Annotated in this window: 17 protein-coding genes; 9 read left to right on the top strand and 8 right to left on the bottom strand. The window is 40.1% G+C overall.

All coding sequences use genetic code 11. The annotated features are described in order from the left end of the window. Positions 1-4 precede the first annotated feature (4 nt). The 3 genes from HJP15_RS18635 to HJP15_RS18625 form a co-directional block, all read right to left on the bottom strand. Positions 5-397, bottom strand: a complete 393-nt coding sequence (locus HJP15_RS18635; protein ID WP_054206520.1) for an ACT domain-containing protein — start codon at positions 395-397, stop codon at positions 5-7. A 205-nt stretch (positions 398-602) separates the two neighbouring features. Continuing rightward, the gene (gene pta / locus HJP15_RS18630; RefSeq protein WP_054455665.1) at positions 603-2,756 is read right to left on the bottom strand and encodes a phosphate acetyltransferase; all 2,154 of its coding nucleotides are present in this window, start codon (positions 2,754-2,756) and stop codon (positions 603-605) included. 2 nt (positions 2,757-2,758) lie between these two features. Then, positions 2,759-3,973 (bottom strand): acetate kinase, encoded by a 1,215-nt coding sequence (locus HJP15_RS18625; protein ID WP_054455668.1) that lies wholly within the window; start codon positions 3,971-3,973, stop codon positions 2,759-2,761. A gap of 379 nt (positions 3,974-4,352) precedes the next feature. Between HJP15_RS18625 and yfbV the strand changes: the two genes are divergently transcribed. Continuing rightward, the gene (gene yfbV / locus HJP15_RS18620; protein WP_169328292.1) at positions 4,353-4,799 is read left to right on the top strand and encodes a terminus macrodomain insulation protein YfbV; all 447 of its coding nucleotides are present in this window, start codon (positions 4,353-4,355) and stop codon (positions 4,797-4,799) included. Here yfbV and rlmA read toward each other — a convergent pair. From rlmA to xthA, 3 genes are read right to left on the bottom strand one after another with little or no spacing between them, the layout of a single operon-like run. Continuing rightward, positions 4,780-5,592, bottom strand: coding sequence for a 23S rRNA (guanine(745)-N(1))-methyltransferase (gene rlmA / locus HJP15_RS18615; protein WP_170174323.1), 813 nt, complete (start codon positions 5,590-5,592; stop codon positions 4,780-4,782). The two genes, yfbV and rlmA, sit on opposite strands and share 20 nt — an antisense overlap. Next, complete coding sequence (locus tag HJP15_RS18610; RefSeq protein WP_064435982.1) at positions 5,589-6,236, bottom strand: energy-coupling factor ABC transporter permease; 648 nt, start codon at positions 6,234-6,236, stop codon at positions 5,589-5,591. The genes rlmA and HJP15_RS18610 overlap by 4 nt, the downstream gene beginning before the upstream one ends. Before the next feature lie 35 nt (positions 6,237-6,271). Continuing rightward, positions 6,272-7,078, bottom strand: a complete 807-nt coding sequence (gene xthA, locus HJP15_RS18605; protein ID WP_054206525.1) for an exodeoxyribonuclease III — start codon at positions 7,076-7,078, stop codon at positions 6,272-6,274. Positions 7,079-7,327: 249 nt separating this feature from the next. Between xthA and HJP15_RS18600 the strand changes: the two genes are divergently transcribed. From HJP15_RS18600 to rluB, 4 genes are all read left to right on the top strand, one after another. Next, complete coding sequence (locus HJP15_RS18600) at positions 7,328-7,759, top strand: exonuclease III (protein WP_170174322.1); 432 nt, start codon at positions 7,328-7,330, stop codon at positions 7,757-7,759. A 167-nt stretch (positions 7,760-7,926) separates the two neighbouring features. Continuing rightward, on the top strand, positions 7,927-8,445 hold the full coding sequence (locus HJP15_RS18595; protein WP_054206527.1) for an EF-hand domain-containing protein: 519 nt from the start codon (positions 7,927-7,929) through the stop codon (positions 8,443-8,445). A gap of 143 nt (positions 8,446-8,588) precedes the next feature. After that, on the top strand, positions 8,589-9,179 hold the full coding sequence (scpB, locus tag HJP15_RS18590) for an SMC-Scp complex subunit ScpB (protein WP_054206528.1): 591 nt from the start codon (positions 8,589-8,591) through the stop codon (positions 9,177-9,179). After that, a complete protein-coding gene (rluB, locus tag HJP15_RS18585; protein ID WP_054206529.1) occupies positions 9,176-10,045 on the top strand; it encodes a 23S rRNA pseudouridine(2605) synthase RluB in 870 nt (289 codons plus the stop codon). Before scpB ends, rluB begins: the two co-directional genes overlap by 4 nt. 165 nt (positions 10,046-10,210) lie before the next feature. Here rluB and HJP15_RS18580 read toward each other — a convergent pair whose 3' ends face one another. Then, complete coding sequence (locus HJP15_RS18580) at positions 10,211-10,954, bottom strand: YciK family oxidoreductase (RefSeq protein WP_054206530.1); 744 nt, start codon at positions 10,952-10,954, stop codon at positions 10,211-10,213. Between the two features lie 253 nt (positions 10,955-11,207). On the opposite strand from HJP15_RS18580, the gene HJP15_RS18575 reads away from it, so the two are divergent. After that, entirely contained in the window at positions 11,208-13,637 is a 2,430-nt protein-coding gene (locus HJP15_RS18575; protein ID WP_170174321.1) for a VolA/Pla-1 family phospholipase, read from the top strand. A gap of 113 nt (positions 13,638-13,750) precedes the next feature. After that, a complete protein-coding gene (sohB, locus tag HJP15_RS18570; protein WP_170174320.1) occupies positions 13,751-14,770 on the top strand; it encodes a protease SohB in 1,020 nt (339 codons plus the stop codon). A 59-nt stretch (positions 14,771-14,829) separates the two neighbouring features. Here the strand turns inward: sohB and HJP15_RS18565 are convergent, their stop codons facing one another. Further along, positions 14,830-16,161, bottom strand: a complete 1,332-nt coding sequence (locus HJP15_RS18565) for a dicarboxylate/amino acid:cation symporter (RefSeq protein WP_054206533.1) — start codon at positions 16,159-16,161, stop codon at positions 14,830-14,832. A 206-nt stretch (positions 16,162-16,367) separates the two neighbouring features. Between HJP15_RS18565 and HJP15_RS18560 the strand changes: the two genes are divergently transcribed. Beyond that, positions 16,368-20,018, top strand: coding sequence for an autotransporter outer membrane beta-barrel domain-containing protein (locus tag HJP15_RS18560; RefSeq protein ID WP_249365893.1), 3,651 nt, complete (start codon positions 16,368-16,370; stop codon positions 20,016-20,018). 255 nt (positions 20,019-20,273) lie between these two features. Then, positions 20,274-22,994 (top strand): type I DNA topoisomerase, encoded by a 2,721-nt coding sequence (gene topA, locus HJP15_RS18555; RefSeq protein WP_054455679.1) that lies wholly within the window; start codon positions 20,274-20,276, stop codon positions 22,992-22,994. Positions 22,995-23,106 lie beyond the last annotated feature (112 nt).

Here is a 23,106-nt window from a genome sequence, read left to right as displayed (position 1 = left end):
GTGCTTAAAGGGATTCGTTGAGTACGTGGTAGCCATCTTTTTTTAGTGCTGCAATCGCGTTTTGTATACGCTGTCGTTTAACTAAAACATAATCGGTATCGTAGGTCGATAAAGCAAAAATTGAAATGCTCGCTTTGGCTAAAACACCTGAGATATCAGCCATGATCCCTGTTAATGAAAACCCAAGTGGACCTACGACCTCTAATGCTAACCAATCGTTTTCTGCATCAAGGCTCTCAATCTCAAATGTAGTGGGGCATACGATGGATAATTCGTCGACTGTTTTAGAGATAAAATACATTGATTCTTTAAATAGCGCAGCAGGAATATCACTATTAACATCAAGGCTATGAATCGTAAAGGCTGTACTATGAAGCTGCAATGTTTGCTTTGACATTTTTAAACCCTTTGGCAGTAAGTCACTTATTAATAGTATATACCCAAGCCGCCTCAAGATGCGAGCGTCGTTGGAGTTAAAAGCGATAGAGGTAAGTGACAGACTGCGATTCTGAGGCATTCTAGGGCTAAAATAACTCATTAACTGCGTTAAAATTAGTTACAGTAAAAAGTAAAGCACCTGATTAAGGTGCTTTACTGATGTCTCACTCGTTATTTTTAACTTGTGATGCTTGAATGGCAGTTAACGCAATTGTGTAAACAATGTCGTCAACCAACGCGCCTCTGCTTAAGTCGTTTACTGGTTTTCTCATACCTTGCAACATAGGGCCAATACTTATTAAGTCAGCGCTTCTTTGCACTGCTTTGTAGGTTGTGTTACCGGTATTTAAATCGGGGAATATAAATACCGTTGCTTTACCTGCGACAGGGCTGTTAGGGGCTTTTTTACGTGCAACGTTTTCCATAATAGCGGCGTCGTATTGTAATGGGCCATCGATTATCAGATCGGGGCGTTTTTGCTTTGCAAGTGCGGTGGCTTCACGCACTTTTTCAACATCTGCGCCTGTGCCTGATGTTCCGGTGCTATAACTTATCATGGCTACACGAGGTTCAATGCCAAAAGCCGCGGCGGAGTCAGCAGATTGAATCGCAATATCAGCGAGTTGTTCGGCCGTTGGATCAGGGTTAATTGCACAGTCACCATAAACAAGTACTTGATCAGGTAATAGCATAAAAAATACCGATGAGACCAATGATGATCCCGGTGCAGTCTTAATCAACTGAAGTGCAGGGCGAATAGTATTTGCTGTGGTATTGACCGCGCCAGATACAAGGCCATCAACTTTACCGCGCTCTAACATCATGGTGCCAAGTACAACGTTATCTTGTAGTTGTTCATGTGCTACAACTTCGGTGAGGCCTTTACTTTTTCTGAGTTCAACCATTGGCGCGATATAATCATTGATCACACTATGAGGCTCAATAATTGTTACATTTTCGTTGAGTTCAACACCTTGTTGTATGGCAATGCGTTCGATTTCCTCGCGATCGCCAAGTAAAATTGTTTTTGCAATACCACGTTGACCACAAATAGCGGCAGCTTTGATAGTACGTGGCTCATTACCCTCTGGGAGCACCACGGTTTTAGCAAACTGTCGGGCTTTATCTGTCAGTAAATAGCGAAATGCTGGTGGAGACATTTTACGTGTTTTACCGACACTTTTAGCAAGGGTATCGAGCCAGTCAGAATCGATGTTGCTCGCATTATGATGCTTTACCTTATCGATTCGTTGTTCATCATCACATGGTACTTCCATATTAAAGTTATGTAGTAATAGAGATGTTCGCCAAGTATCGGCGTCAGTGATTAAAATAGGTAAGCCGGTTGCCATTGCTTGTTCGCACAAAGTCATAATACGAGGCTCAGGTCTAAATCCACCAGTGAGTAAAATAGCACCAATTTTAGTGCCGTTCATGGCTGATAAACACGCTGCAACTAATACGTCAGAGCGATCGCCGGGCGTAACTAATAACGCACCTGGCGTAAAGTGGTTGAGAATATTTGACACAGTACGCGCGCAAAAAGTGACACGGCGTAAACGTCGGTGCGCCATATCGCCTTCGTTGATTATTTCAGCTTTTAAATAAGCACATAAATCTTTTACACGAGGAGCGACTAACTCAAAGTCCCACGGTATAGAACCCAATAACATAAATGGGTGTTTTCTAAATATGGGCAGTGAGGCAAGTCTATTGAGTTCATTTTCAAGTTGTTCGGGGTTATGTGTATCCACTAAATCAGCGCGAGCTCGGCCTTCTTCGTCTAAAGGGGCGTTTACTTTATTAAAAATACAGCCCAGTACGCGGGCATGATCAACACCGCCATAGTTGCCTGCAGCAATTTCTAATCGGTCTTCAATTTGATCATTAGTATCGTTGCCTGGTGTAAGCACAAATACGATATCTGCACCTAAAGTTTGGGCAATCTCGCGATTTACTCGCCCTGCATAAGGTTGGCGGCGGGTGGGCACCATACCTTCAATAATAGCGACTTCATCGCTGTTTATCGCATTTTCAAAGCGCTCTACAATCTCTTCAAGTAAGTCATCACCTTTACCATCACCAATCATTTGCTCTGCATACGCAAGCGCAAATGGAGTAGGTGGTGTGATAGGCGAACCTTGAGTAACAATTTGGGTTGACTTTTCTGGACCTGTTTCACCAGAACGAGGCTGTGCAATGGGTTTAAAAAAGTTAACTTTGACTGCCTTTTGCTCAAGAGCACGAACCAAACCAACAGAGACAGAGGTCAATCCAACGCCTGTTGAAATGGGCACTAACATAATTCGACGAGCCATAATTAGTGCTCCTGCGCAATGGTTGCAGCATCAAGGGCAATAACCCACTCTTCATTCGTAGGCATTACGACCGCTTTGACATTTGCTGCTGTAGAGCTAATAATCCCTTGCTTTGAAAAACGCGCTGCAAGGTTTGCTGTATTGTCACAGTCTAGGCCCAAAAATGAGAGCTGCGCGATTACTTTTGCGCGAATTATATCTGAGTTTTCACCAATGCCACCTGTAAAAATCAAAGCATCTAGGCGTTGTAATGGCACCATAAAAGCAGCAATTTGTTTTGCTAATCGATAACAAAACATGTCGAGTGCGAGAATTGCTTTTTCGTTACCTGCCACGGCAGCTTCTTCAATTGTTCGGCAATCGTTAGAGAGTTCACTAATACCCAGTAAGCCACTTTGCTTATTGAGTAAATCATCGATTTGCTGTGCGCTGTAATCAAGCTGTGTGGTTAAAAAGTTAAATAGGCCAGGGTCAATATCACCACTGCGAGTTCCCATCATTAAGCCTTCGAGTGGGGTAAGTCCCATACTCGTATCGACACTTTTACCGTTTTTAATTGCGCACACCGAGCAACCATTACCTAAATGTGCACTAATAAAGTTACTATGTTCAATCGATTGATTTAATAATTTAGCTGTTTGTTCAGCAACATAAAAATGGCTTGTACCGTGAAAGCCATAACGCCTAACGCCATAATCTGTATAAAGTTTGTAGGGCAAGGCATACAGATAAGCTGTTTTTTCCATCGTTTGGTGAAAGGCAGTATCAAAAACGGCAATTTGTGGTAAGCCTTTAAATGATGCCTGAGCCGATGAAATACCTAATAAATTTGCGTGGCCATGTAAAGGCGCAAGCGTTGCCGCTTGGGTAATGCCCTTTATTACATCATCATCAATTAAAACTGATTGGGTGAAATGTTCCCCACCATGAACAACACGATGACCTACCGCAATTAAGTGATCAGCTAAATGATGATCGTTGATCAGCGCAACCAGCGTATCAATTGCGGCGCCGTGAGCTTGGTTTGCCTCAAGTTCAATTTGTTTTTTTACACCTTGATATTTGTACTTAATTAAGGGGGTTGAAGATCCTAAACGCTCGGCAAGACCTGAAATAATTTCTTCAGAGGTTAAAGCATCTAAAATTGCGAATTTTAAACTTGAACTGCCACAGTTAAGAACAAGAACATGGCGAGGTAGAGCTGGTTGAGAAGGCATAACAAGATCCCATTTTTGACAATATCAGTAAGTGAGCATTAAGAGTAAGAATGTAAATTAAAGCAAAGTAGTAATCGGCCGATATATTGCTATGCTTAAGCAAATACTGGCTTGCATTAAAAACGGTTTGTTTAGCTGGTTATAAAGTAAATTATTTTCGCTAAAGGCTATTTTTAATGCTAAGTAAATATAAAGTCTAATTGACTTAATGCATGGATATTTTACCTCATTTATTGTTTTAACGTTAGTGATAAGCATGATCAAAAACAAGTTTTAAGGTAAAAAGGTGGAATGGATTTTACACAGGAATGTTACCGCGAGTGTGGTACACTCAAACAGTAAATATTTTTTGATAAACCAGCGATACCTAGGAGCCATGATGCAAAAGAGTGTGATGTCACAAGTTCAAACTGGTCGTGAATATGCAAAAAAATGGCCTCTTCGCAGAGAGCTGGCGCCGCTATTTATCGAATTTAAAGTAATAAAAGCTACCGATCTTGCGATTACGGTAATGCCAATTATCGCTATGCTTACGTTGTTTATGCAGTTGAATTATTTAGGCAGTGATTTTTTGCCTCAAGCAATTGCAATGGCATTATTTTTTCTGTCTTTACCTTTTCAAGGCCTGCTGTGGCTAGGAAAACGGGCTCAAACTCAACTTGAACCCGCGATGATGCATTGGTATAAAGAACTACATGGGAAAATGGTAGCAAATGGCTACCAAGGTCAGGTCAATAGCAAAAATCCAAAATACGCTGATTTGGCGCGTTTGCTCAACGATATGTTTGAAAAAATGGATCGTGCCTTTACGAAAGAGAATCTGTAAGGCGCTTAAATTGGCTTACATAAAACGATAAGGTGACAATTTGCTCGCCTTGTTGTTCTAGCTCCAGCCAATGCTCTGGTCTAAATTTCCATGCGAAAGGCGTCATTGTAATTAGATTTTTTACATCTTTAAACGGCAAAGCAATTTGTTGATCTAGTAAACGTTGCTCGACGAGTTCAAACCCTTCAGGTATGTCAATTGGCGTATGTGCATTTACTTCACGGTAAATCTTGTTTTTTAATTCTTTTAAGTGCCAAGGACCTGGACTTGCAACAATAAGTGTTGCTCCTGGTTTTGCTAAACGCGCTAATTCAGTATCAAATAAAGGCGCAAAAATACTGACTAGCACATCAGCCGAATCATCAGCGAAGGGCGCTTGGCTAATTGATGCAACGCTAAAATTACAGTGTTTATAACGTTTGGCCGCGTATTTGATGGCTGATTTTGAAATATCTACACCATACACTTCAATATTACAGGCGTTAGCAATTGCTTGGGTATAAAAACCCTCTCCGCAGCCTAAATCTATGACTGTTTTTGGAGCAAGGGTATGGACGTGGTCTGCAATAGTTGATTGTAAAAACTGATAATGCTGCGTGTTTAAAAAATCGCGTCTTGCTTGCACCATATCTAGGTTATCGCCAGGTTGCTTTGAGTTTTTTTGTTGAACGGGTAGTAGGTTTACATAACCTTCTTTGGCGAAATCAAAACTGTGGTTGTTAGTGCATTTAAGCGTGTTTGCGTTCAACTCAAGGGCGTGTTGGCACAGCGGGCATTGATAATTGAGACTCATGAGTCTAAATAATCCTTATCATAAAAAGTTTTTACCCACTGGGGGCGATAGGTGATCAGTAACGTAATAGCCATGCCATTTAGCATCGCTTCAGGAAACCAAATTATGGCACATAAATACAGGTAGTTTTCAGTTAATTCAAACCAGTTATAGCTGAGCGTGAAATAGTAAAAAAGACTAATAGAGAGTATTTTTAAGCACGCGATAATTGCTGCACAGATAAACGCACAGACAAATACGTAGACGAAAAAATGCCGAGGTAGAAGGCTATAACATAGAATAAAAAAAGCATAGCTCAATAATATTGGTAAATAGGCACTGAGTAACAAATGTATGGGTAATTGAGTAACAGTGATTTGCTTAAAAGCCACTAATAGCAAAGTAGCAAGCGAAGCACTCAGTATAGCTTGGCGCCAGCCCAAGATAAGCGTGATAGCAGTGACACCGAGTATATGTAATTCAAGGCCCGGTAATATGCCTGCTTTAATACGCCACAGTAATGCCATTACGACTGTACAAGCAAATAAACCAGTTTGACGCGCAGGTGTTGTCATCAATGCGGTATATTGCGTTTTATTGACGCTGAGTAAAAAAAGGCAGCCAACAATAAACCACGCAATAGATTGCAATTCGAGGCTTATTATTGGCATTATTTTTAGTTCAGTCATTTAGTTATGTGCTAGCTAAACGTTGACCAAATAGGTGCGTGATCTGAGGGCTTTTCAATGCCTCGTAATTCGTAATCAATACCAGCATCGATACAGCGCGCAGCTAAATCCGAGGTTGCTAAAACAACATCAATTCTCAATCCTCGGTTATCATCAAACCCTTTTGAACGGTAATCAAACCATGAATATTGCTCAACAGTGTCAGGATGAAGTTCACGGAACGTGTCTTTGAAGCCCCAATCAAGTAACGTTGCAAGCCATTGACGCTCTTCTGGCTGGAAGGAACATTTGCCTGTTTTTAGCCAACGTTTACGATTTGGCTCGCCAATGCCAATATCTAACTCGGTTGGAGAAATATTGATATCACCCATAACAATGACGTCTTCATCACTGTTGTGGTTTGTATCAAGGTGGGTCATTAAGTCTTGATAAAATTGGCGTTTGTACGGAAATTTAGTTTCATGTGCAATGTTGTCGCCTTGTGGAAAGTAGCCATTCATAACGGTTAAGTCACGGCCATTTTCTTGGCTAACGGTGACGCTAATCATCCGTTTTTGCGATTCATCAGTGTCAGTTGCAAACCCTTTAAATACAGATTTAGGCTCTGCTTTACACAACATAGCAACCCCGTAATGGGCTTTTTGACCATGAAAATAAACGTGGTAACCCATTTTTTGCACGTCTTCTAACGGAAAGGCTTCATCATGAACTTTAATTTCCTGCAAACCAATAATGTCAGGTTGATGTTTATCAATAATTGCTTGTAATTGGTGTAGGCGAGCGCGCAGCCCGTTAATGTTAAATGAAATAACTTTCATAAGATGGCCCTAAATAATTATCTTCTTTTAGATGAGGGCTAAATTCTATCATCAAATAGCGGATGGCACATGCGGTTATTAATAAAAATGAACTGCTGTTTTGTTGAACAAATGATGACCAAGCATTAAGCGTTGTTAATACCATATTAAATAAAAAATTAAATATATAATCCAGTTGATTTGTATGTTTGTGTATATATAATGCGCGCAAACCACCCGTTCATTATTTATTCATTTTAAAGGTACATCATGAAAAAACAACTTTTAGCATTGTTCGTAGCAACTGTTTCTTTCTCACATTCAGTCAGCGCGGCGCAGTATGTTTCAGCGGATCATAAAATTGAGTCTAAGTTATGCTCTATTAGTGCTAATGAAGGTTTTTCTGCAGCCAGAAAAGTGGCAGCGCAACATAGTGTAAACCTATCTCGTTTTTCAAAAAGCATTTTGTGCAATGGTGACGATATTCGTAACATTGCAAAAAAAATCAATGATAATGCTCAACAAGCGAGAGTGATCGAGGTGTTTGCTAAAAATACACAGCAAGAAACTCAGTTATGCATTACAGCTTTAAAGCAAGGACTTGCACCCGTTAAAGAAAAAATTGGTAACTTAAATTCACTAAAATGTAATGGTGAAGTAGTAACAGATTTTGTGAAGCGTTATCAAAACGCCGCAATTTAAGTATTTGCAATGCATGCAATTTTTACATGCTTGTATGAAATGGTTGCAGTGAGGCAGGTTGGTGAATGACCTGCATTTCATTAATTTATTGATTTTTAAGGTTTTTAAAGTTGGCATTTAACTTGTTTGTATTTGATTGAAATTAATCAATTACAAGGAAATTTCTTATGAAAAAGTTAACTTTAGCATCTACTATTTTAGCCGCTCTGAGCTTATCAGCATGTTCGACATCTTCAATGCCAAAAATCGACAGTAATTTTGGTAGTTTAGATAATGACGATGATGGCTACATCTCAAAAGTAGAGGCTGATGATGACAATATTTGGGAACATTTCTCAAACATTGATACAAATATGGACGAGCAGATCAGCCGTAAAGAATTTAATAGTTATATGCAACTCAATACCGGTAAAGTTGCCAGCGATACAGAGGTTGCTGACTCTGCTTTTAAAGCCGACATTGCCAAATTTGATCCGATTGAAAACGATTTTAGTTCTTTAGATAATGACCGTAATGGTTTTATCTCTATCAGTGAAGCAAACGATGATGACATAGCAAACCACTTCGGTTATATGGATACAAACCAAGACAAACGTATAAGTCAGCAAGAGTTTATAGGTTATATTCAAACTTATGGTAGCGATGTTGCTGAAGATGAAGCACTTGAAATGATCAAAAATAGTTAATTTATTTACGCTTATTAAATCATACCAATGCCAATAGCTTCGTTATTGGCATTTTTTATGTATTTTTAACGATTGTTTTTCCTAGTTTCAGTTAGATCTGTCATAATAATGCGTTACATAAGCTTATTAGATAAAGGGTAGGTATGGCGGGTCGGCGAATTAGTGATGAGCAACTTGTTGAGATCATTGAAGCGGCGATATTTGTTGCTGGAAAACCCCTCACTAAACGGCATATAAAAGACACGGTGTTAATTGATTTAAATATTTCAATGGCACGGATCACTCACGCTGTAGAACAAATACAGCTGCATTATCAAACACGCGGAATTCGTTTGGTAGAAGTTGGGAGTGGTTTTCGATTTCAAGCGTGTGCGAGTCTAGGTCCGTGGTTAAGTAACCTGTGGCAAGAGCGTGCACCAAAATACTCTCGAGCATTATTAGAAACCCTTTCACTTATTGCATATCGACAACCGATCACTCGGGGCGAGATTGAGCAAGTACGAGGTGTGACTGTTGGCTCGGGAATTATTAAAAATCTGCTCGAGCGAGAGTGGATTAAAGTCGTTGGGCATAAAGAAGTACCGGGGCGGCCCGCTTTATATGCAACAACTAAACAATTTTTAGATTATTTTTCGTTAGCGGGTTTAGATAGCTTACCTCCGTTGCCTAAGCAGCAACAAAGCAAAATCGACCAGCTATTGAGTGATCCTTCTGTGAGAGAACTATCCGAATGAGTATACAAGGTGAAAAGTTACAAAAAGTATTGGCAAGAGCAGGTGTTGGCTCTCGTCGTGAAATGGAAAAATACATTGATGCAAATCGCGTGAGTGTAAATGGCAAAGTGGCAAAGTTAGGCGATCGCGTAGAAGAAACCGATTTGATCCGTGTTGACGGCCACACTGTTAAAATTGAAGAAAAAGCAGAACGAATTTGCCGTGTTATTATGTATAACAAGCCTGAGGGCGAATTGTGTACACGTAAAGATCCAGAAGGACGCAGAACAGTATTTGATCGTCTCCCACGTGTTGATGGCGAACGTTGGATTGCTGTGGGCCGCTTAGATATAAACACGGCGGGTTTAATGTTATTCACCAACGACGGTGAATTAGCGAATCGCCTAATGCACCCAAGTTATGAAGTTGAGCGTGAATATTCGGCACGTGTATTTGGTGAGGTAACAGCTGAAACAGTAAAAAACCTAACCAGAGGTGTTGAACTTGAAGATGGTATGGCTAAATTCCTTAATATAAAACCGCTGGGCGGTGAAGGTATTAACCGTTGGTTTAATGTTACGTTAACTGAAGGGCGTAACCGTGAAGTGCGTCGTTTATGGCAATCACAAGATGTCGAAGTATCTCGTCTTATTCGTATTCGTTACGGCAAGCTAGAGCTCGATAAACGCTTACCACAAGGTGGTTGGGCTGAATTAGATTTAGAAACAGTCAATTACTTACGTAAAACGGTAAAACTGGGCCGTGAAACGCAGACTAAATTGTCAGTTATGCCAGAAAAGCGTAAAGATAAGCGCGCCAAAATCAACCAAATTCGTAAAGCGGTTAAAAAACATAATAATCGTGTTAAGCAGACAAAACGTCGCTAATTGTTTTGTTAGCATTAAAAAAGCCGCTTAAATAGCGGCTTTTTCGATCGGGACTATTGTCCGAAGTTTAGGTTATACCAATCGTGTTAAATTACTGACCATTTATAACGCAGTTAGCGCTTTATTTAACTCGCTAGAATAGTTAAATATTTAAGTTGATTGGTATTACTTAGCTTGTGCGTCTAATGATTGGCCATTCACGTCTTTTGAATCATCACTCATTAAATATAAGTACGTTGGCATTAAGTCTTCAGGGCATGCCAGTTTATCTCTGTCTTCGCCCGGATAGACACTAGCACGCATTGCAGTATGAGTAGCACCTGGATTGATACAGTTAATACGAATATTGGTTTTACCTACTTCACACGCCCACGTTTGCATCATACCTTCAACAGCAAATTTAGAGATTGCGTATGCACCCCAAAATTCACGGCCTTGGCGGCCAACACCAGATGAAGTAAAGATAATCGATGCACTTGGTGATTTTCTCAGTACTGGGAACATGTATTTAGTGATCATTGCTTGAGCCGTGACATTAACTTTCATGATGTTGTCAAACGTTGATGAACAAAAATGCTCAAGTGGCCCTAATGAACCAATAATACCGGCATTATTAAGTAAGCCATCAAGTTTACCAAACTGCTGCTCTATCGTGACACCTAAGTCTCTAAAGTTTTGTTTTGTTGCACCTTTTAAATCCATCGGTACAATTGCAGGCTTTGGACCACTTAATGCGATGATTTCATCATAAACAGCTTCAAGCTTGCTGGTGGTTTTACCTAAAAGAATCACTGTTGCGCCATGTTTTGCATAAGTAAGTGCAGCAACTCTGCCGATGCCATCGCCGGCACCAGTAATTAAGATCACTTTGTCTTGCAGGGCATTTTCAGCCGCTTTGTAAGTTTGCATAAGAAAGGTCCAAAAGAATTTATTTCAATGATTTTAACATAGCAAAACACCAAGTTATCGAATTTATTGTAAAATAAGGTGGCGAAATTTGAAACTTTACGTTAACTTTAACTGGTCTAATGTCTTGTTAATAACCTAATTACATTATTTTAACTAATATTTATCTATCACGTTTAAGAATTTAGTAAAACATTAACTACACTTATTTATTTGAACACACTATAAAAATAAGATTTTGTGCGGAGCAAACAACATGAAAAAAATGCTACTCTCACTTGCAATTACAGCTGCTTTAGCTGGTTGCGGCGGCGGTGAAACATTAGAAGACGTTAAAAAAGAGACTCCAGCAGTGATCCCCGCTGCTACAGTGAAATTTGACCCTGCCAATGGGGTGATTTCAGTCCCCAATGACTTATTAATGAGCGGCACTAAAGATGGTACGCTGAATATTCCAGGTGAGCTAGATGCCAATGGCGTATCTATTAGCAGAGCTGCCTATGCAAATCCATCAATGGCATTAGGCGCACTGGATGGCTGGTCAAGCCAAGTACCATTTAAAATCGACTTAACATTTCCACCAAGTATTAGTCTTGATGCAACCTCAGCCGGAACTTCTGGTGCTGTGCGGATATTTGAAGTCATTATGGGTGCAAGTCTTACCGATGCACAGTGCTCTGTAGCACCTGCTGGCGCAGCATGTAAGCTAGTAGGTGAACTTACCTTTGGTGTTGATTTTGTAACTAAAGGCAGTGGTGATGCAGTTGCCATTATTCCACTTAAACCATTTAAAGCCGGTAGCTCTTACATTAACGTTTTAACGACCAGTTTAAAGGATTCAGAAGGGCGTTCAATTAAGCCTTCATCAACGTATGGTTTAGTAAAACAAGAAACACCCTTAATTACACCGTCTCAACTTGCCTTGCAAGGTGCAGTTAATAGTTACGAAAATGTTGTTACTTCAGGCGGTGCAATTAGTAAAGATGATATTATTTACTCTGCTGCTATGACGATTCAATCAGTAGGGCCTGTTCTTAGCACTATTAAGTCTCTTTTGGCTGCTAGTTTACAAAATCCAGCGTTGCCAAGGCCTGCAGTACAAGTACCAGAACAACCAATGTTAACCGTTGAGCAAGTGTTTGCTGCGCAAAATATTACAGGGCTTTCACCTGCTTTTGCTGGTGTGCAATATCAAAAAGGTAATGTAATGTTACCTATGTATTTATCAACCCCAACGGGTACTGCAATTACTGATTTAGCAGACACCTATTGGCAAGGCATGTGTGATAGTGCAGTAGCTGTACTTGGATATAAAGCGGCTGCAGGTGATGCTTTCCCAGCAGAACCTATAAGTGTTAATGACGGCACATGTGCTGCATTGAGTGAAGGGCGTTTACGTGATTTAGGTTTAGATACAACTAAACATTTAACTAAATATAACTCAATACCTAAAGTACAGAGTATGGCAGATGTGCCAGTGCAAGTTACTAAACCTATTTTACCCGTTATTAATATGATTAGAGCACAAATAGGGATGGGCGAACTAACAATGCCAGCTGAGGGTTGGCCTGTTGTAATTTTACAACACGGTATTACAACACAAAAAGAGTCGATGCTAGCATTGACTGCAAGCTTAGCTGTACAAGGTTTTGCGACAGTAGCAATTGACCACCCAGTGCATGGCGAGCGTGGCATAGATGTTGATGGCGATGGTGAAGATGATTTTAATGCAACCACAGGTTCTGTGCTTGCGTATATGAATCTACAGTCGTTGCTTGTAGCACGTGATAACTTAAGACAATCAGCGGCAGATTTATTGGGCTTACGTTTAGGCTTAAACTTTGTTAATGATGAATCTCTTAACACGCAAGATGTAACATACATTGGTCACTCGTTAGGCTCAATTGTCGCGCCTGCATTTGTTACACAAACAAATACACCATTGGCACCACAAGTAGATCCTTTATTTAAAGTGAACACAGTTGCTTTAGCAAGCGGCGGCGGCGGTATCGCTAGCTTCTTGCTTGAGTCCGCAAGCTTTGGTCCATTTGTACAAGGTTCTGTGTTACTTTCAGCGGATACTGCTGAGTCTGCTGAATTTGCTGCGTACACACAAGGCCCTGCAATTTCAAACTGTGGTGAAGCCGATTATAGTCGTGCATTTACTTCATGTGCATACAAAGAATTTACTGCTGCGTTAACGGTAGCGGGTGAAACGACTAAAATAGCAAATATACAAGGTGTTATGACGCAATTTGCATTTGCTTCACAAACAGCCCTAGATAGTGGTGATCCAACAAACTATGCAAGCTCCATTGCGGCGCTTGGCACACCTATTTACATGAATGTGGTTGTGGGTGATGGCGCGCTTAACAAAGCTGATCAAGTAATTCCACCGATGACTGTGAATAACCCTATTGCAGGTTCGCTTCCTTTAGCGCGTCTAATGGGCTTAACGACGGTCGCTCAGTCGCAGCCACTAACTGAGGCACCTATGAGCTACGTTGTTAAGTTTACTAAAGGGCATCATGGTTCAGTATTGACGCCAGCCCCAGATGTAGGCGCAGGGTCAAATGCACAAGACAGCGCAGCAACAACCACCGAGATGCAGTTACAAATAGCATCTTACTTAGCAACACGCGGAAGAGCGTTATCAATTGCTAATACAGAGATTGTTACTGACTAAGTTTTTGTAGTTAAGTAAACCAAAAGCCACTGAAAAGTGGCTTTTTTGTGTTTGAATGGTAAGTTAGCGCGAGTTCGGTTAAATTGATGCAAATTTTTATTTGGAGAATAGAATTGGAATTTCTTTATGAGTACGGCATTTTTCTTGCCAAAACAGTGACCCTGGTTATCGCAATTGCCGCTGTAGTAATAATTTTTGTGGGGGCTGCAGTAAAACCCAAAGTAAAAAAAGGCGAAATTGATATAGAGGATATATCAGAGCAATTAGAGGATTTAAAACATAGCTTTTTAGAGCACACATTATCGGGTAAAGCGTTAAAAGCATTTCATAAAACGCAAAAAGCCGACGCTAAAAAAGCAGCTGCAAATGAAGAGACCAAGCCTCGATTATACGTAATTGATTTTAATGGCAGTGTTGATGCTAATGAAGTGGATAGTTTGCGTGAAGAAATCACGGCAATCGTTGCTATTGCAGATGCAACTAAAGATAAAGTGCTAATTCGCCTTGAAAGTGGTGGTGGTGTTGTTCATGGTTATGGCTTGGCTGCATCGCAATTACAACGTCTTAAAAATAAAGGCATACACTTAACCGTAGCAATAGATAAAGTGGCAGCCAGTGGCGGTTACATGATGGCATGTGTTGCAGATGAGATAGTTGCAGCACCTTTTGCTATTGTTGGATCTATTGGTGTGATTGCGCAGATCCCAAATTTTAATAAAATATTGAAGAAAAATGATGTTGATTTTGAGCAAATAACAGCAGGCGAATTTAAGCGTACATTGACCTTGTTTGGGGAAAATACGGATAAAGCGCGCGATAAATTTAAAGAGGAAATAGAGCAAACACATGGCTTATTTAAGCAGTTTGTTAGTTCGCAGCGCCCGTCATTGGATATTGATCTTGTTGCAACCGGAGAACATTGGTTTGCAACGCAAGCACTTGATAAAGGCTTGGTAGATACGATTGAAACAAGTGATGATACTTTATTAAAATATCAGGATGAGCGTCAAATTTATAAAGTAAGATACAAAGTTAAAAAGACACTCAGTGATAAACTTGCTATAGGCTTTAGTGGGGGTATTAATAAAGCGGGGGTATCCATTTACTCGCGTTTTAAAAGTTTAAACCCGTAGGTTAACCTAATAAAAAAACCCGCAGTTAAGCGGGTTTTTTAGTGTTGAAAGTAAAAGTATTATTCAGCTGATTTATGGTAATCCTCTAAATCTTTAGCTGCGTTAGGGTCATTAAAGATCTTTTCATCTAATTGACCTTCTGATTTAGCAACGACGCACGTCACCATACAATCACCCGTAACATTGACCGCTGTACGTGTCATATCAAGTAATCTATCAACACCAATGATAATAGCGATACCTTCAACAGGTAAACCAACTTGGTTAAGTACCATTGCAAGCATTATCAAACCAACGCCTGGCACGCCTGCGGTACCTACAGATGCAAGAGTTGCAGTTAGAATAACCATTAGGTAATCAGAAATAGTTAAATCAACACTAAATACCTGTGCAATAAAGACAGTCGCTACACCTTGCATAATGGCTGTGCCGTCCATGTTTATGGTGGCGCCTAACGGGATGGTAAAAGAGGCTACAGAGTTATTTGCTCCTAATTTCTTAGTTGCTGTCTCTAATGTAATTGGCATCGTAGCGCTTGAGCTCGATGTACTAAATGCAAATAAACACGCGTGTTTCATTTTCTTTAAAAAGATAATTGGGTTTAGGCCCGTTAAAAATTTTAATAATAATGTGTAGTTTATAAATGCATGAATAAAAAGCGCTGCAACCACAACACCAAAGTATTTAGCTAAGCTAACGATTAAATTTAGCTCAATTGTGGTAAATAACTTGGCCATTAAACAAAATACACCATAAGGGGCGACGTTCATTAATAATGTAACCAACTTTAAAATCACAGTGTTTAGATCTTCAAAAACAGTTGCAACTCGCTTACCCGCCGAACCGCTAAGCGCCATTGCAATACCAAATAACAATGCAAACACAATAACCTGTAGCATATTACCGCTGGCCATGGCATCAATTGGGTTGGTTGGAAACATACCAATGATCACTTGAGCGAGTGTAGGGGCTTCTTTTGCGCTGTAAGTCGCTTCTGAAGGTAAGTTTATTCCTTCACCTGGGTTTACTAATAAAGCCAAGCTAATTGCAACCGTTATTGCAATTGCAGTGGTCAGTAGATAAAGGCCGATAGATTTTCCGCCAAGGCGACCTAGTTTTTTAGGGTCACTTAAGCTGCATGTTCCACAAACGAGAGAGACAAATACTAAGGGGACGACCAACATCTTCAAACTGGCTATAAAAATTTGTCCACCAATATGAAATAAACCATCTACAAAAAAGCCCTTAATTGGCAAAGAGAATAACCCAAGAGGGATTAGATAATCGTCTTCGCCAGCTAAGATAGCCTGAAAAATAAAGCCTACAGCAACCCCCAGCAACATACCAATCATGATGCGGGTGGTTAAACTCATTGAACGGATTTTCGACATAGTAATAATCTATTTGTTATAAATTTTCCATAGCCTACCAGCATGCAAATTTTTATACAGAAAAAATCGATAAATATGAAAAAAAAGTGTGGATCAAAAAAACAACAAAAAAATAATAAAAGTTGTGATTTTAAATCTGAATATAGGTTAACATTGGGTAAATATTTCGAATTTTATAATCAATAACAAACGCTAGGGAGAGGTCAATGCCTTTAATGCGATGGCTCAGTGTTGTGCTATTCAGTTTTCTAATCACGGCTTGTGGTGGAGGTGGTTCACTTGAAAAGGATGGTGGTGATCTTGGTGGTGGTGGAACTACACCAGACACACCAACTTATACCGTTACAGTTCAAGGGTTTAATCAAGCAACGAATGAGCAATCAAACTCAGTAACTAAAGATGCACCGCTTTTTTTGCGTGCAACCGTTTTAAAAGATGGCGAAGTTGTTACGGGTAAACGTGTAACTTTTAGTCTTGCTGATGGAATCGGCTCTCTTTCACCAGCTTCAGGGAGTGCCCTTACAAATAGTGAAGGTGTTGCGCAGCTCGCACTCGAATCCGGTTCTGTAGTTGGTGCAGGTCAAGTGACTGCGACTTACCTTGTTGATGGAGAATCATATCAAGGGCTATTTGCTTTTACTTCATCAGGTGGTCAAGATACCAATGAAGAAGGCGATTTCACTTTAACTTTGCAAGGCTACTCACAAGCTAACAGTCAAGCATCAAATATTGTGACAAGTAGCGCTTCTTTAGATCTACGTGCAACTCTTCAAAAAGATGGTGTCCCAGTGGCAGGCAAGCGTATAACGTTTACTCTTGCAGACAATATTGGTTTATTAGAGCCGTCATCAGGTTCTGCGTTAACTCAAAATGATGGTGTTGCAACAATTGAACTCACCGCAGGTAAAGATGCGGGTGCAGGTAAAGTAACTGCCACATATACAATAAGTGACGATGTATTCACTGGAATATTTGAATTCCAATCGACTGGTGGGCAAGGAGACGATACTGGCATTTCTGGTGATACAACTATTGAAGTAAAAGTGTTAGATGAAAATGGAGTTAAATTCTCAGAAGCTAATCCGGTTACAAATGATAACGTAGGAACAGTTACGGCTACCTTAAAAAAAGATGGCGTTGCACTTAGTGATCAACTAGTAACATTTAGCACTAATTTTACGGGACAAATTACTCCAGATTTAGGTACTTCTATAACTAATGTTGCAGGTGAAGCAAAAATTTCACTTGGTAGTGGTAACTTTAAAGGTGCCGGAGAAGTTATAGCTAAATACAATGACAATGGCACCGTATTAAGTAAAAATGCTGTGTTTTATTCATCGGGTGATTCAGCTCCGGTTGAGCAAATTCAATATACTGTATCTGTAAGGCTCCTGACTGGGTGTAATTCGACTTGGGATGATGGCCGCGACAGTGTTAAATTAGATCCTACGCAAGCTTCAAGTGGTTGTTCAGTGACAAATAACTTATCATCCTCTGAGCTAGGTGAAATTTTAGTCGAGGTTATTGATAAACAAAATGGCGATGGTGTTAAAAACGCATTAGTTAATCTTGACACAAGTTTAGGTTCGATACTTCCTTCGTCGGGCACGGCGTTAACGGATAATTTTGGCATGGCTCTTTTAAAGTTGCAGCCAGGCAATACAGGTGGAGCGGGCACTATTACCGCACGATCTTTAGGTATTAGTTCATCAATTAACTTTGCTGTAGGAATCGCTGATTTAATTTTAGAGGTTAATAACGGGCTAAATATAGATGCATTAGGTAACGTTATCCCATTGAAAGCTGGCGGCAGCACTATCATTGAAGTAACACTGCGTGATGAAGATGGAAACTTATACTTAACGCCAACAGACGTCGAGTTTAGTTCAACATGTGTAACCAGTGGTAGCTCTGTTATTGATGCTGTAGTTAAATCTTCTAGCGGTATTGCTACTTCAACGTATCGAGCTAATGGCTGTGGTATCAACGATGATATTAATATTACCGTTGAAACAGGTGGAAAGAACTTTACAGCTACAACAATTATTCCAGTTGAAACTTCAGATGTTCAATCTATTCAGTTTATTGATGTTTCCGAAACGTTTATAGCGCTTCCTCCAGGTGAAGGTGGTCAACCAACGCAGTCGGTTGTTCGATTTAAGTTGCTTGATGCTGATAATATTGCATCATCACAGCAGCGTATAGATTTTAAATTAACAGATACTTTAGGGTTCGCTAATTTAACTCTTAAAAGTGCAAATACAGATAATGATGGATTTGTTCAAACAACGGTTACTTCAGGAATCGTGCCAGGCCCACTTGTAGTGAAAGCATGTTACGTATCAAAAGATGATGTTAAAGCTTTACCTGTAGGCGACGATTTAACGTGTTGGGTTGACGATTATGAATTATGTCAACTTGAACCTACTAACGAAATTTGCCCAGATGGTGAACTACATTTAGTCCCATTATCAGAACAAATTAGCTCTGTTTCATCACAGTTGACTTTATCATCAGGCGTCGCTGATCAAAATAGTTTTGATGCAAGCCCTGTTATGTTTAATCCTAACTCACTGTATTACAATGGTATAACAACTGACGTGACGGTGTTTTTTGGTGACCAATTCAATAACTATAATGGAGATGGCGTCGAGGCGACTATCCTAGCTGAGGCCGGTGTAATTGGCTCTGCTAGTAATGAGGAAACGTGTAAGACTACGGATGCTATGTGTGTTGTTACTTGGCGCTCACAAGGCGATAGACCATTTTGGAGTTATAAATGGGGTAACCGTATCGGTGAGATTGATGGTAACTCAACGACTGAAGAAGGTATAAACCCTAAAACGAAAGAAATTAACTGTGACCCATATTTTGGTGTTGCTGCTCCATGTATTAATGGTATTAAGAGAGCAAAAAATGACCCCGATGGTGTTGTGATGGGTGGTCGTGTAAGCATTCTTGCTGTTACAAAAGGTCAAGAAAATTTCGTTGATGAAGAGTCAACGCCAGATGTCAGCCGTAGAAATGGTTTGTTTGATATTGGTGAATATTATAAAAGTTATGATTTAGCTGAAGCCTTTATGGACCATAATGAAAATTCATCATTTGATAAAGCAAATTGTAGTGATGACAGAGGTGATAGTTATGACCCCGTTACTGATTTATGTTCAGAGTTAAACTCACGCGGAGGTCATAATGAAACGTGGCGTGACCTTAACAGCAACGGCCTTTTCGATGGACCTGATGGAAAATATAATGGCTTATTATGTAGCGAGGCTGCGAATAACGCTGGAGAATGTTCAAGAGAGTTGATAGAAGTTCGTAAACAATTTGAACTAGTTATGTCTGGTGATACTCCTTATGTACGTTTCTCAGTGCTCAAGGGTAATTCACTGCATATCCCTGCAAACTGTGTTAGTTCAGCTGTAGCGACTCTAGAAATGTCTGATGTTACAGAGCGTTGTGATGTAGAGACGATAGATTTATCGATTATTAGTCAGCCAAATCCTGATTTTGATCCCAATGATCCTGATGAGACTGATCCAGAAACAATTGATGTAGGTTTAACGGGAATATCAATACGTATTCACTATACAGATGAATTTGGTAACCCTTTACCTGCAGGTACAGAAGTTACGTTATCTACAACAAATGGTGATCTGTCAATTATTGGACACAGTGAAACAATATTGAGCACAAATACTGATAAACCTCTGTACTCAGATGTTAGAATTGCAAGAGAGGCCGAAGGAAATAAAAAGCTAGACGGCATACTTACCATCAAGTTTGCTTTTGAAAATCAGTTTGGCGTTAAGAAAGTGACTGAAAAAGCGATTGCTATATTTGACGATAAATAGATTCAAGCTGTGATTTAATAATAAATGCCAACCATAAGGTTGGCATTTTTGTTTCTATTCTATATATTCCACTGCAAATAGTTAAAAACACCAAATTGCCTAAATTAAGCACAACAATTGCTTAATTAATCATTAAAAACAGAAAAGTTTGTATTAAAAGCTTGTAACAATTGGTGTTTGTAGATATACCTATAAATATTCGCGCCTGTAAAAGGGCAAAACACATTTTAAATACTTGGTTAGAAATAGGCAACTATGGGCAAATCGCTAGTAATTGTAGAGTCTCCTGCTAAGGCTAAAACAATTAATAAATATTTAGGAAATGATTTTATCGTCAAGTCTAGTATTGGGCATGTACGAGATCTTCCTACCTCAGGTTCTGGCAAAACCAAAACTGCAGCTACAAAAACACCTGCGGAAGTGCGCAAAATGGCGCCTGAAGAAAAGGCCGCGTATAAAAAACAGCGTGATTATACTAACTTAGTTGCTCGAATGGGGATTGACCCTGACAAAGGCTGGCAGCCACATTACGAAGTATTACCGGGTAAAGAAAAAGTTGTTCAAGAATTACAAAAGCTCGCTGAAAATGCTGACCAAATCTATCTCGCAACGGATTTGGATAGAGAAGGGGAAGCAATTGCTTGGCACCTTCAAGAGATTATTGGCGGCGAGCCTGAGAAGTATAAACGTGTAGTATTCAATGAAATAACCAAAAATGCCATTCAGGCAGCCTTTGAGGCACCTGGAGAGCTAAACACCGACATGGTCTACGCCCAACAGACCCGTCGATTTTTAGACCGTGTAGTTGGTTTCATGGTGTCTCCATTGTTGTGGCAGAAAGTTGCTAGAGGCTTATCAGCAGGACGTGTTCAGTCTGTTGCGGTACGTTTACTGGTTGAACGTGAACGCGAAATTAAAGCATTTATCCCAGAAGAGTTCTGGGATATTCATGCAGATGTTAAAAATAGCGAATCAGCATTACGTTTAGAAGTATTTAAACAAGGTGATAAAGCGTTTAAGCCAGTTAGCGAAGCACAGGCGATGGCTGCGACTGCATCGCTAGAAAATGCTGAGTATAAAGTTGTAAGTGTTGAAGAGAAGCCAAGTAAGAGTCGTCCTAGTGCACCACTCATTACCTCAACAATGCAACAAGCTGCGAGTACACGCTTAGGTTATGGCGTTAAAAAGACGATGATGCTTGCCCAGCGTTTGTATGAAGCAGGTTATATCACCTATATGCGTACCGATTCGACGAATTTGTCGAAAGATGCAGTAGCAATGTGCCGTGATTACGTAACTGAGCAATTTGGTGATAAATACTTACCAAAAGAAGCAATAAATTACAGTTCTAAAGGCAATGCACAAGAAGCGCATGAGGCTATCCGACCTTCAAGCGTGAGTGTATTATCAGGCCACCTTGATGGTGTCGACCCAGATGCCAAAAAGCTTTATGAATTAATTTGGCGTCAATTTGTTGCTTGCCAAATGGTTCCTGCTGAATATGACTTAACAACATTAACCGTTGCAGCGAATGATTTTCAGCTTAGAGCGAAAGGCCGCGTACTACGCTTTGATGGTTGGACTAAAGTGCAACCTGCTATTCGTAAAAAGAATGAAGAAGATCAATCATTACCTGCGATTAAAGAAGGTGAAGTATTAAGCCTTGTTGAGCTTGATCCTAAGCAACACTTTACTAAGCCGCCAGCGCGTTTTAGTGAAGCGAGCCTAGTTAAAGAGCTTGAAAAGCGTGGCATTGGTCGTCCATCTACTTACGCGTCAATTATTTCAACGATTCAAGATCGTGGATATGTACGAGTTGAGAATCGCCGCTTCTTTGCAGAAAAAATGGGTGAGATTGTCACTGACCGTTTAGTTGAGAATTTTACTGACTTAATGAACTTCGATTTTACCGCGAAAATGGAAGGTCGTTTAGATGATATTGCTGAAGGTGAGCGCATCTGGACACAAGTACTTGATAAGTTTTATGCTGATTTCTCTACCCAACTGACTTTAGCCAGTGGCGAAGAAGATGAAGGTGGAATGCGTAAAAATGAAATGGTCGAAACCGATATTGACTGCCCAACGTGCGGCAGAAAAATGGGTATTCGCACAGCATCTACTGGTGTTTTCCTCGGGTGTACAGGTTATAACTTACCACCAAAAGAACGCTGCACGACCACTATGAACTTAGTGTCGGGTGATGAAGCGGTCGCTGCAGATGTTGAAGATGTTGAAACTGAAACATTAATGCAAATGAAGCGTTGCCCAATTTGTGAAACGGCAATGGATTCATACCTGATTGATGAAACACGCAAATTGCATGTTTGTGGTAATAACCCAGGTTGTAAAGGGCATATAGTCGAGCAGGGAACCTTTAAAATTAAAGGTTATGATGGGCCTATTATTGAGTGCGATAAATGCTCATCTGATATGCAGCTTAAATCAGGACGTTTTGGAAAATATTTTGGTTGTAGTAATGACGAGTGTAAAAACACACGTAAATTACTGCGTAGTGGAGAAGCTGCGCCACCAAAAGAAGATCCCGTACAACTGCCTGAGCTAGAATGTGAAAAATCAGAAGCATACTTTGTACTGCGAGATGGGGCTGCAGGTATTTTCTTAGCGGCAAATACGTTCCCTAAATCGCGAGAAACACGTGCACCAAAGGTCGAAGAGTTACATCGTTTTAGAGATCGTATTTCACCTAAGTTCTATTATCTAGCAGATGCACCAGCAAAAGATCCAGATGGTAACTTAGCTGTTGTACGCTATAGCAGAAAGAATAAAGAACAGTATGTAATGACTGAGGTTGAAGGTAAAGCAACTGGCTGGACTGCACATTATAACGCAGGAAAGTGGGTTGAAGAGGCAAAGAAAAAAGCCGCACCTAAAAAGAAAGCAGCAGCTAAAAAACCAGCCGCCAAAAAAGCGGTTGCAAAAAAAGCACCTGCTAAAGTGAAAAAAGACGCAGAGTAAAATGTATGTAACGAGTGTTTAAATCAAGTACTCGTTAAACGCAAAAAAACCGGAACGCACACCCTTGTGCCGATTCCGGTTTTTTTATGTCAAATTAATGTGCAATGGCAAT

The organism is Pseudoalteromonas sp. NEC-BIFX-2020_002 (assembly GCF_013002825.1).
In the GTDB taxonomy this organism is placed as follows: Bacteria; Pseudomonadota; Gammaproteobacteria; order Enterobacterales; family Alteromonadaceae; genus Pseudoalteromonas; species Pseudoalteromonas neustonica.
The sequence above is the reverse complement of the archived record's forward strand: the minus strand, read 5'-3'. Positions and strand labels throughout refer to the sequence as shown.

Bases quoted from the DNA above. Each gene is read 5' to 3' on its own strand.
- HJP15_RS18600 (WP_170174322.1), top strand. From the start codon at position 7,328: ATGAAAAAACAACTTTTAGCATTGTTCGTAGCAACTGTTTCTTTCTCA.
- HJP15_RS18635 (WP_054206520.1), bottom strand. From the start codon at position 397: ATGTCAAAGCAAACATTGCAGCTTCATAGTACAGCCTTTACGATTCAT.
- rluB (WP_054206529.1), top strand. From the start codon at position 9,176: ATGAGTATACAAGGTGAAAAGTTACAAAAAGTATTGGCAAGAGCAGGT.
- rlmA (WP_170174323.1), bottom strand. From the start codon at position 5,592: ATGAGTCTCAATTATCAATGCCCGCTGTGCCAACACGCCCTTGAGTTG.
- HJP15_RS18565 (WP_054206533.1), bottom strand. From the start codon at position 16,161: ATGTCGAAAATCCGTTCAATGAGTTTAACCACCCGCATCATGATTGGT.
- pta (WP_054455665.1), bottom strand. From the start codon at position 2,756: ATGGCTCGTCGAATTATGTTAGTGCCCATTTCAACAGGCGTTGGATTG.
- yfbV (WP_169328292.1), top strand. From the start codon at position 4,353: ATGCAAAAGAGTGTGATGTCACAAGTTCAAACTGGTCGTGAATATGCA.
- HJP15_RS18625 (WP_054455668.1), bottom strand. From the start codon at position 3,973: ATGCCTTCTCAACCAGCTCTACCTCGCCATGTTCTTGTTCTTAACTGT.
- xthA (WP_054206525.1), bottom strand. From the start codon at position 7,078: ATGAAAGTTATTTCATTTAACATTAACGGGCTGCGCGCTCGCCTACAC.
- HJP15_RS18580 (WP_054206530.1), bottom strand. From the start codon at position 10,954: ATGCAAACTTACAAAGCGGCTGAAAATGCCCTGCAAGACAAAGTGATC.
- HJP15_RS18560 (WP_249365893.1), top strand. From the start codon at position 16,368: ATGCCTTTAATGCGATGGCTCAGTGTTGTGCTATTCAGTTTTCTAATC.
- topA (WP_054455679.1), top strand. From the start codon at position 20,274: ATGGGCAAATCGCTAGTAATTGTAGAGTCTCCTGCTAAGGCTAAAACA.
- scpB (WP_054206528.1), top strand. From the start codon at position 8,589: ATGGCGGGTCGGCGAATTAGTGATGAGCAACTTGTTGAGATCATTGAA.
- HJP15_RS18595 (WP_054206527.1), top strand. From the start codon at position 7,927: ATGAAAAAGTTAACTTTAGCATCTACTATTTTAGCCGCTCTGAGCTTA.
- HJP15_RS18575 (WP_170174321.1), top strand. From the start codon at position 11,208: ATGAAAAAAATGCTACTCTCACTTGCAATTACAGCTGCTTTAGCTGGT.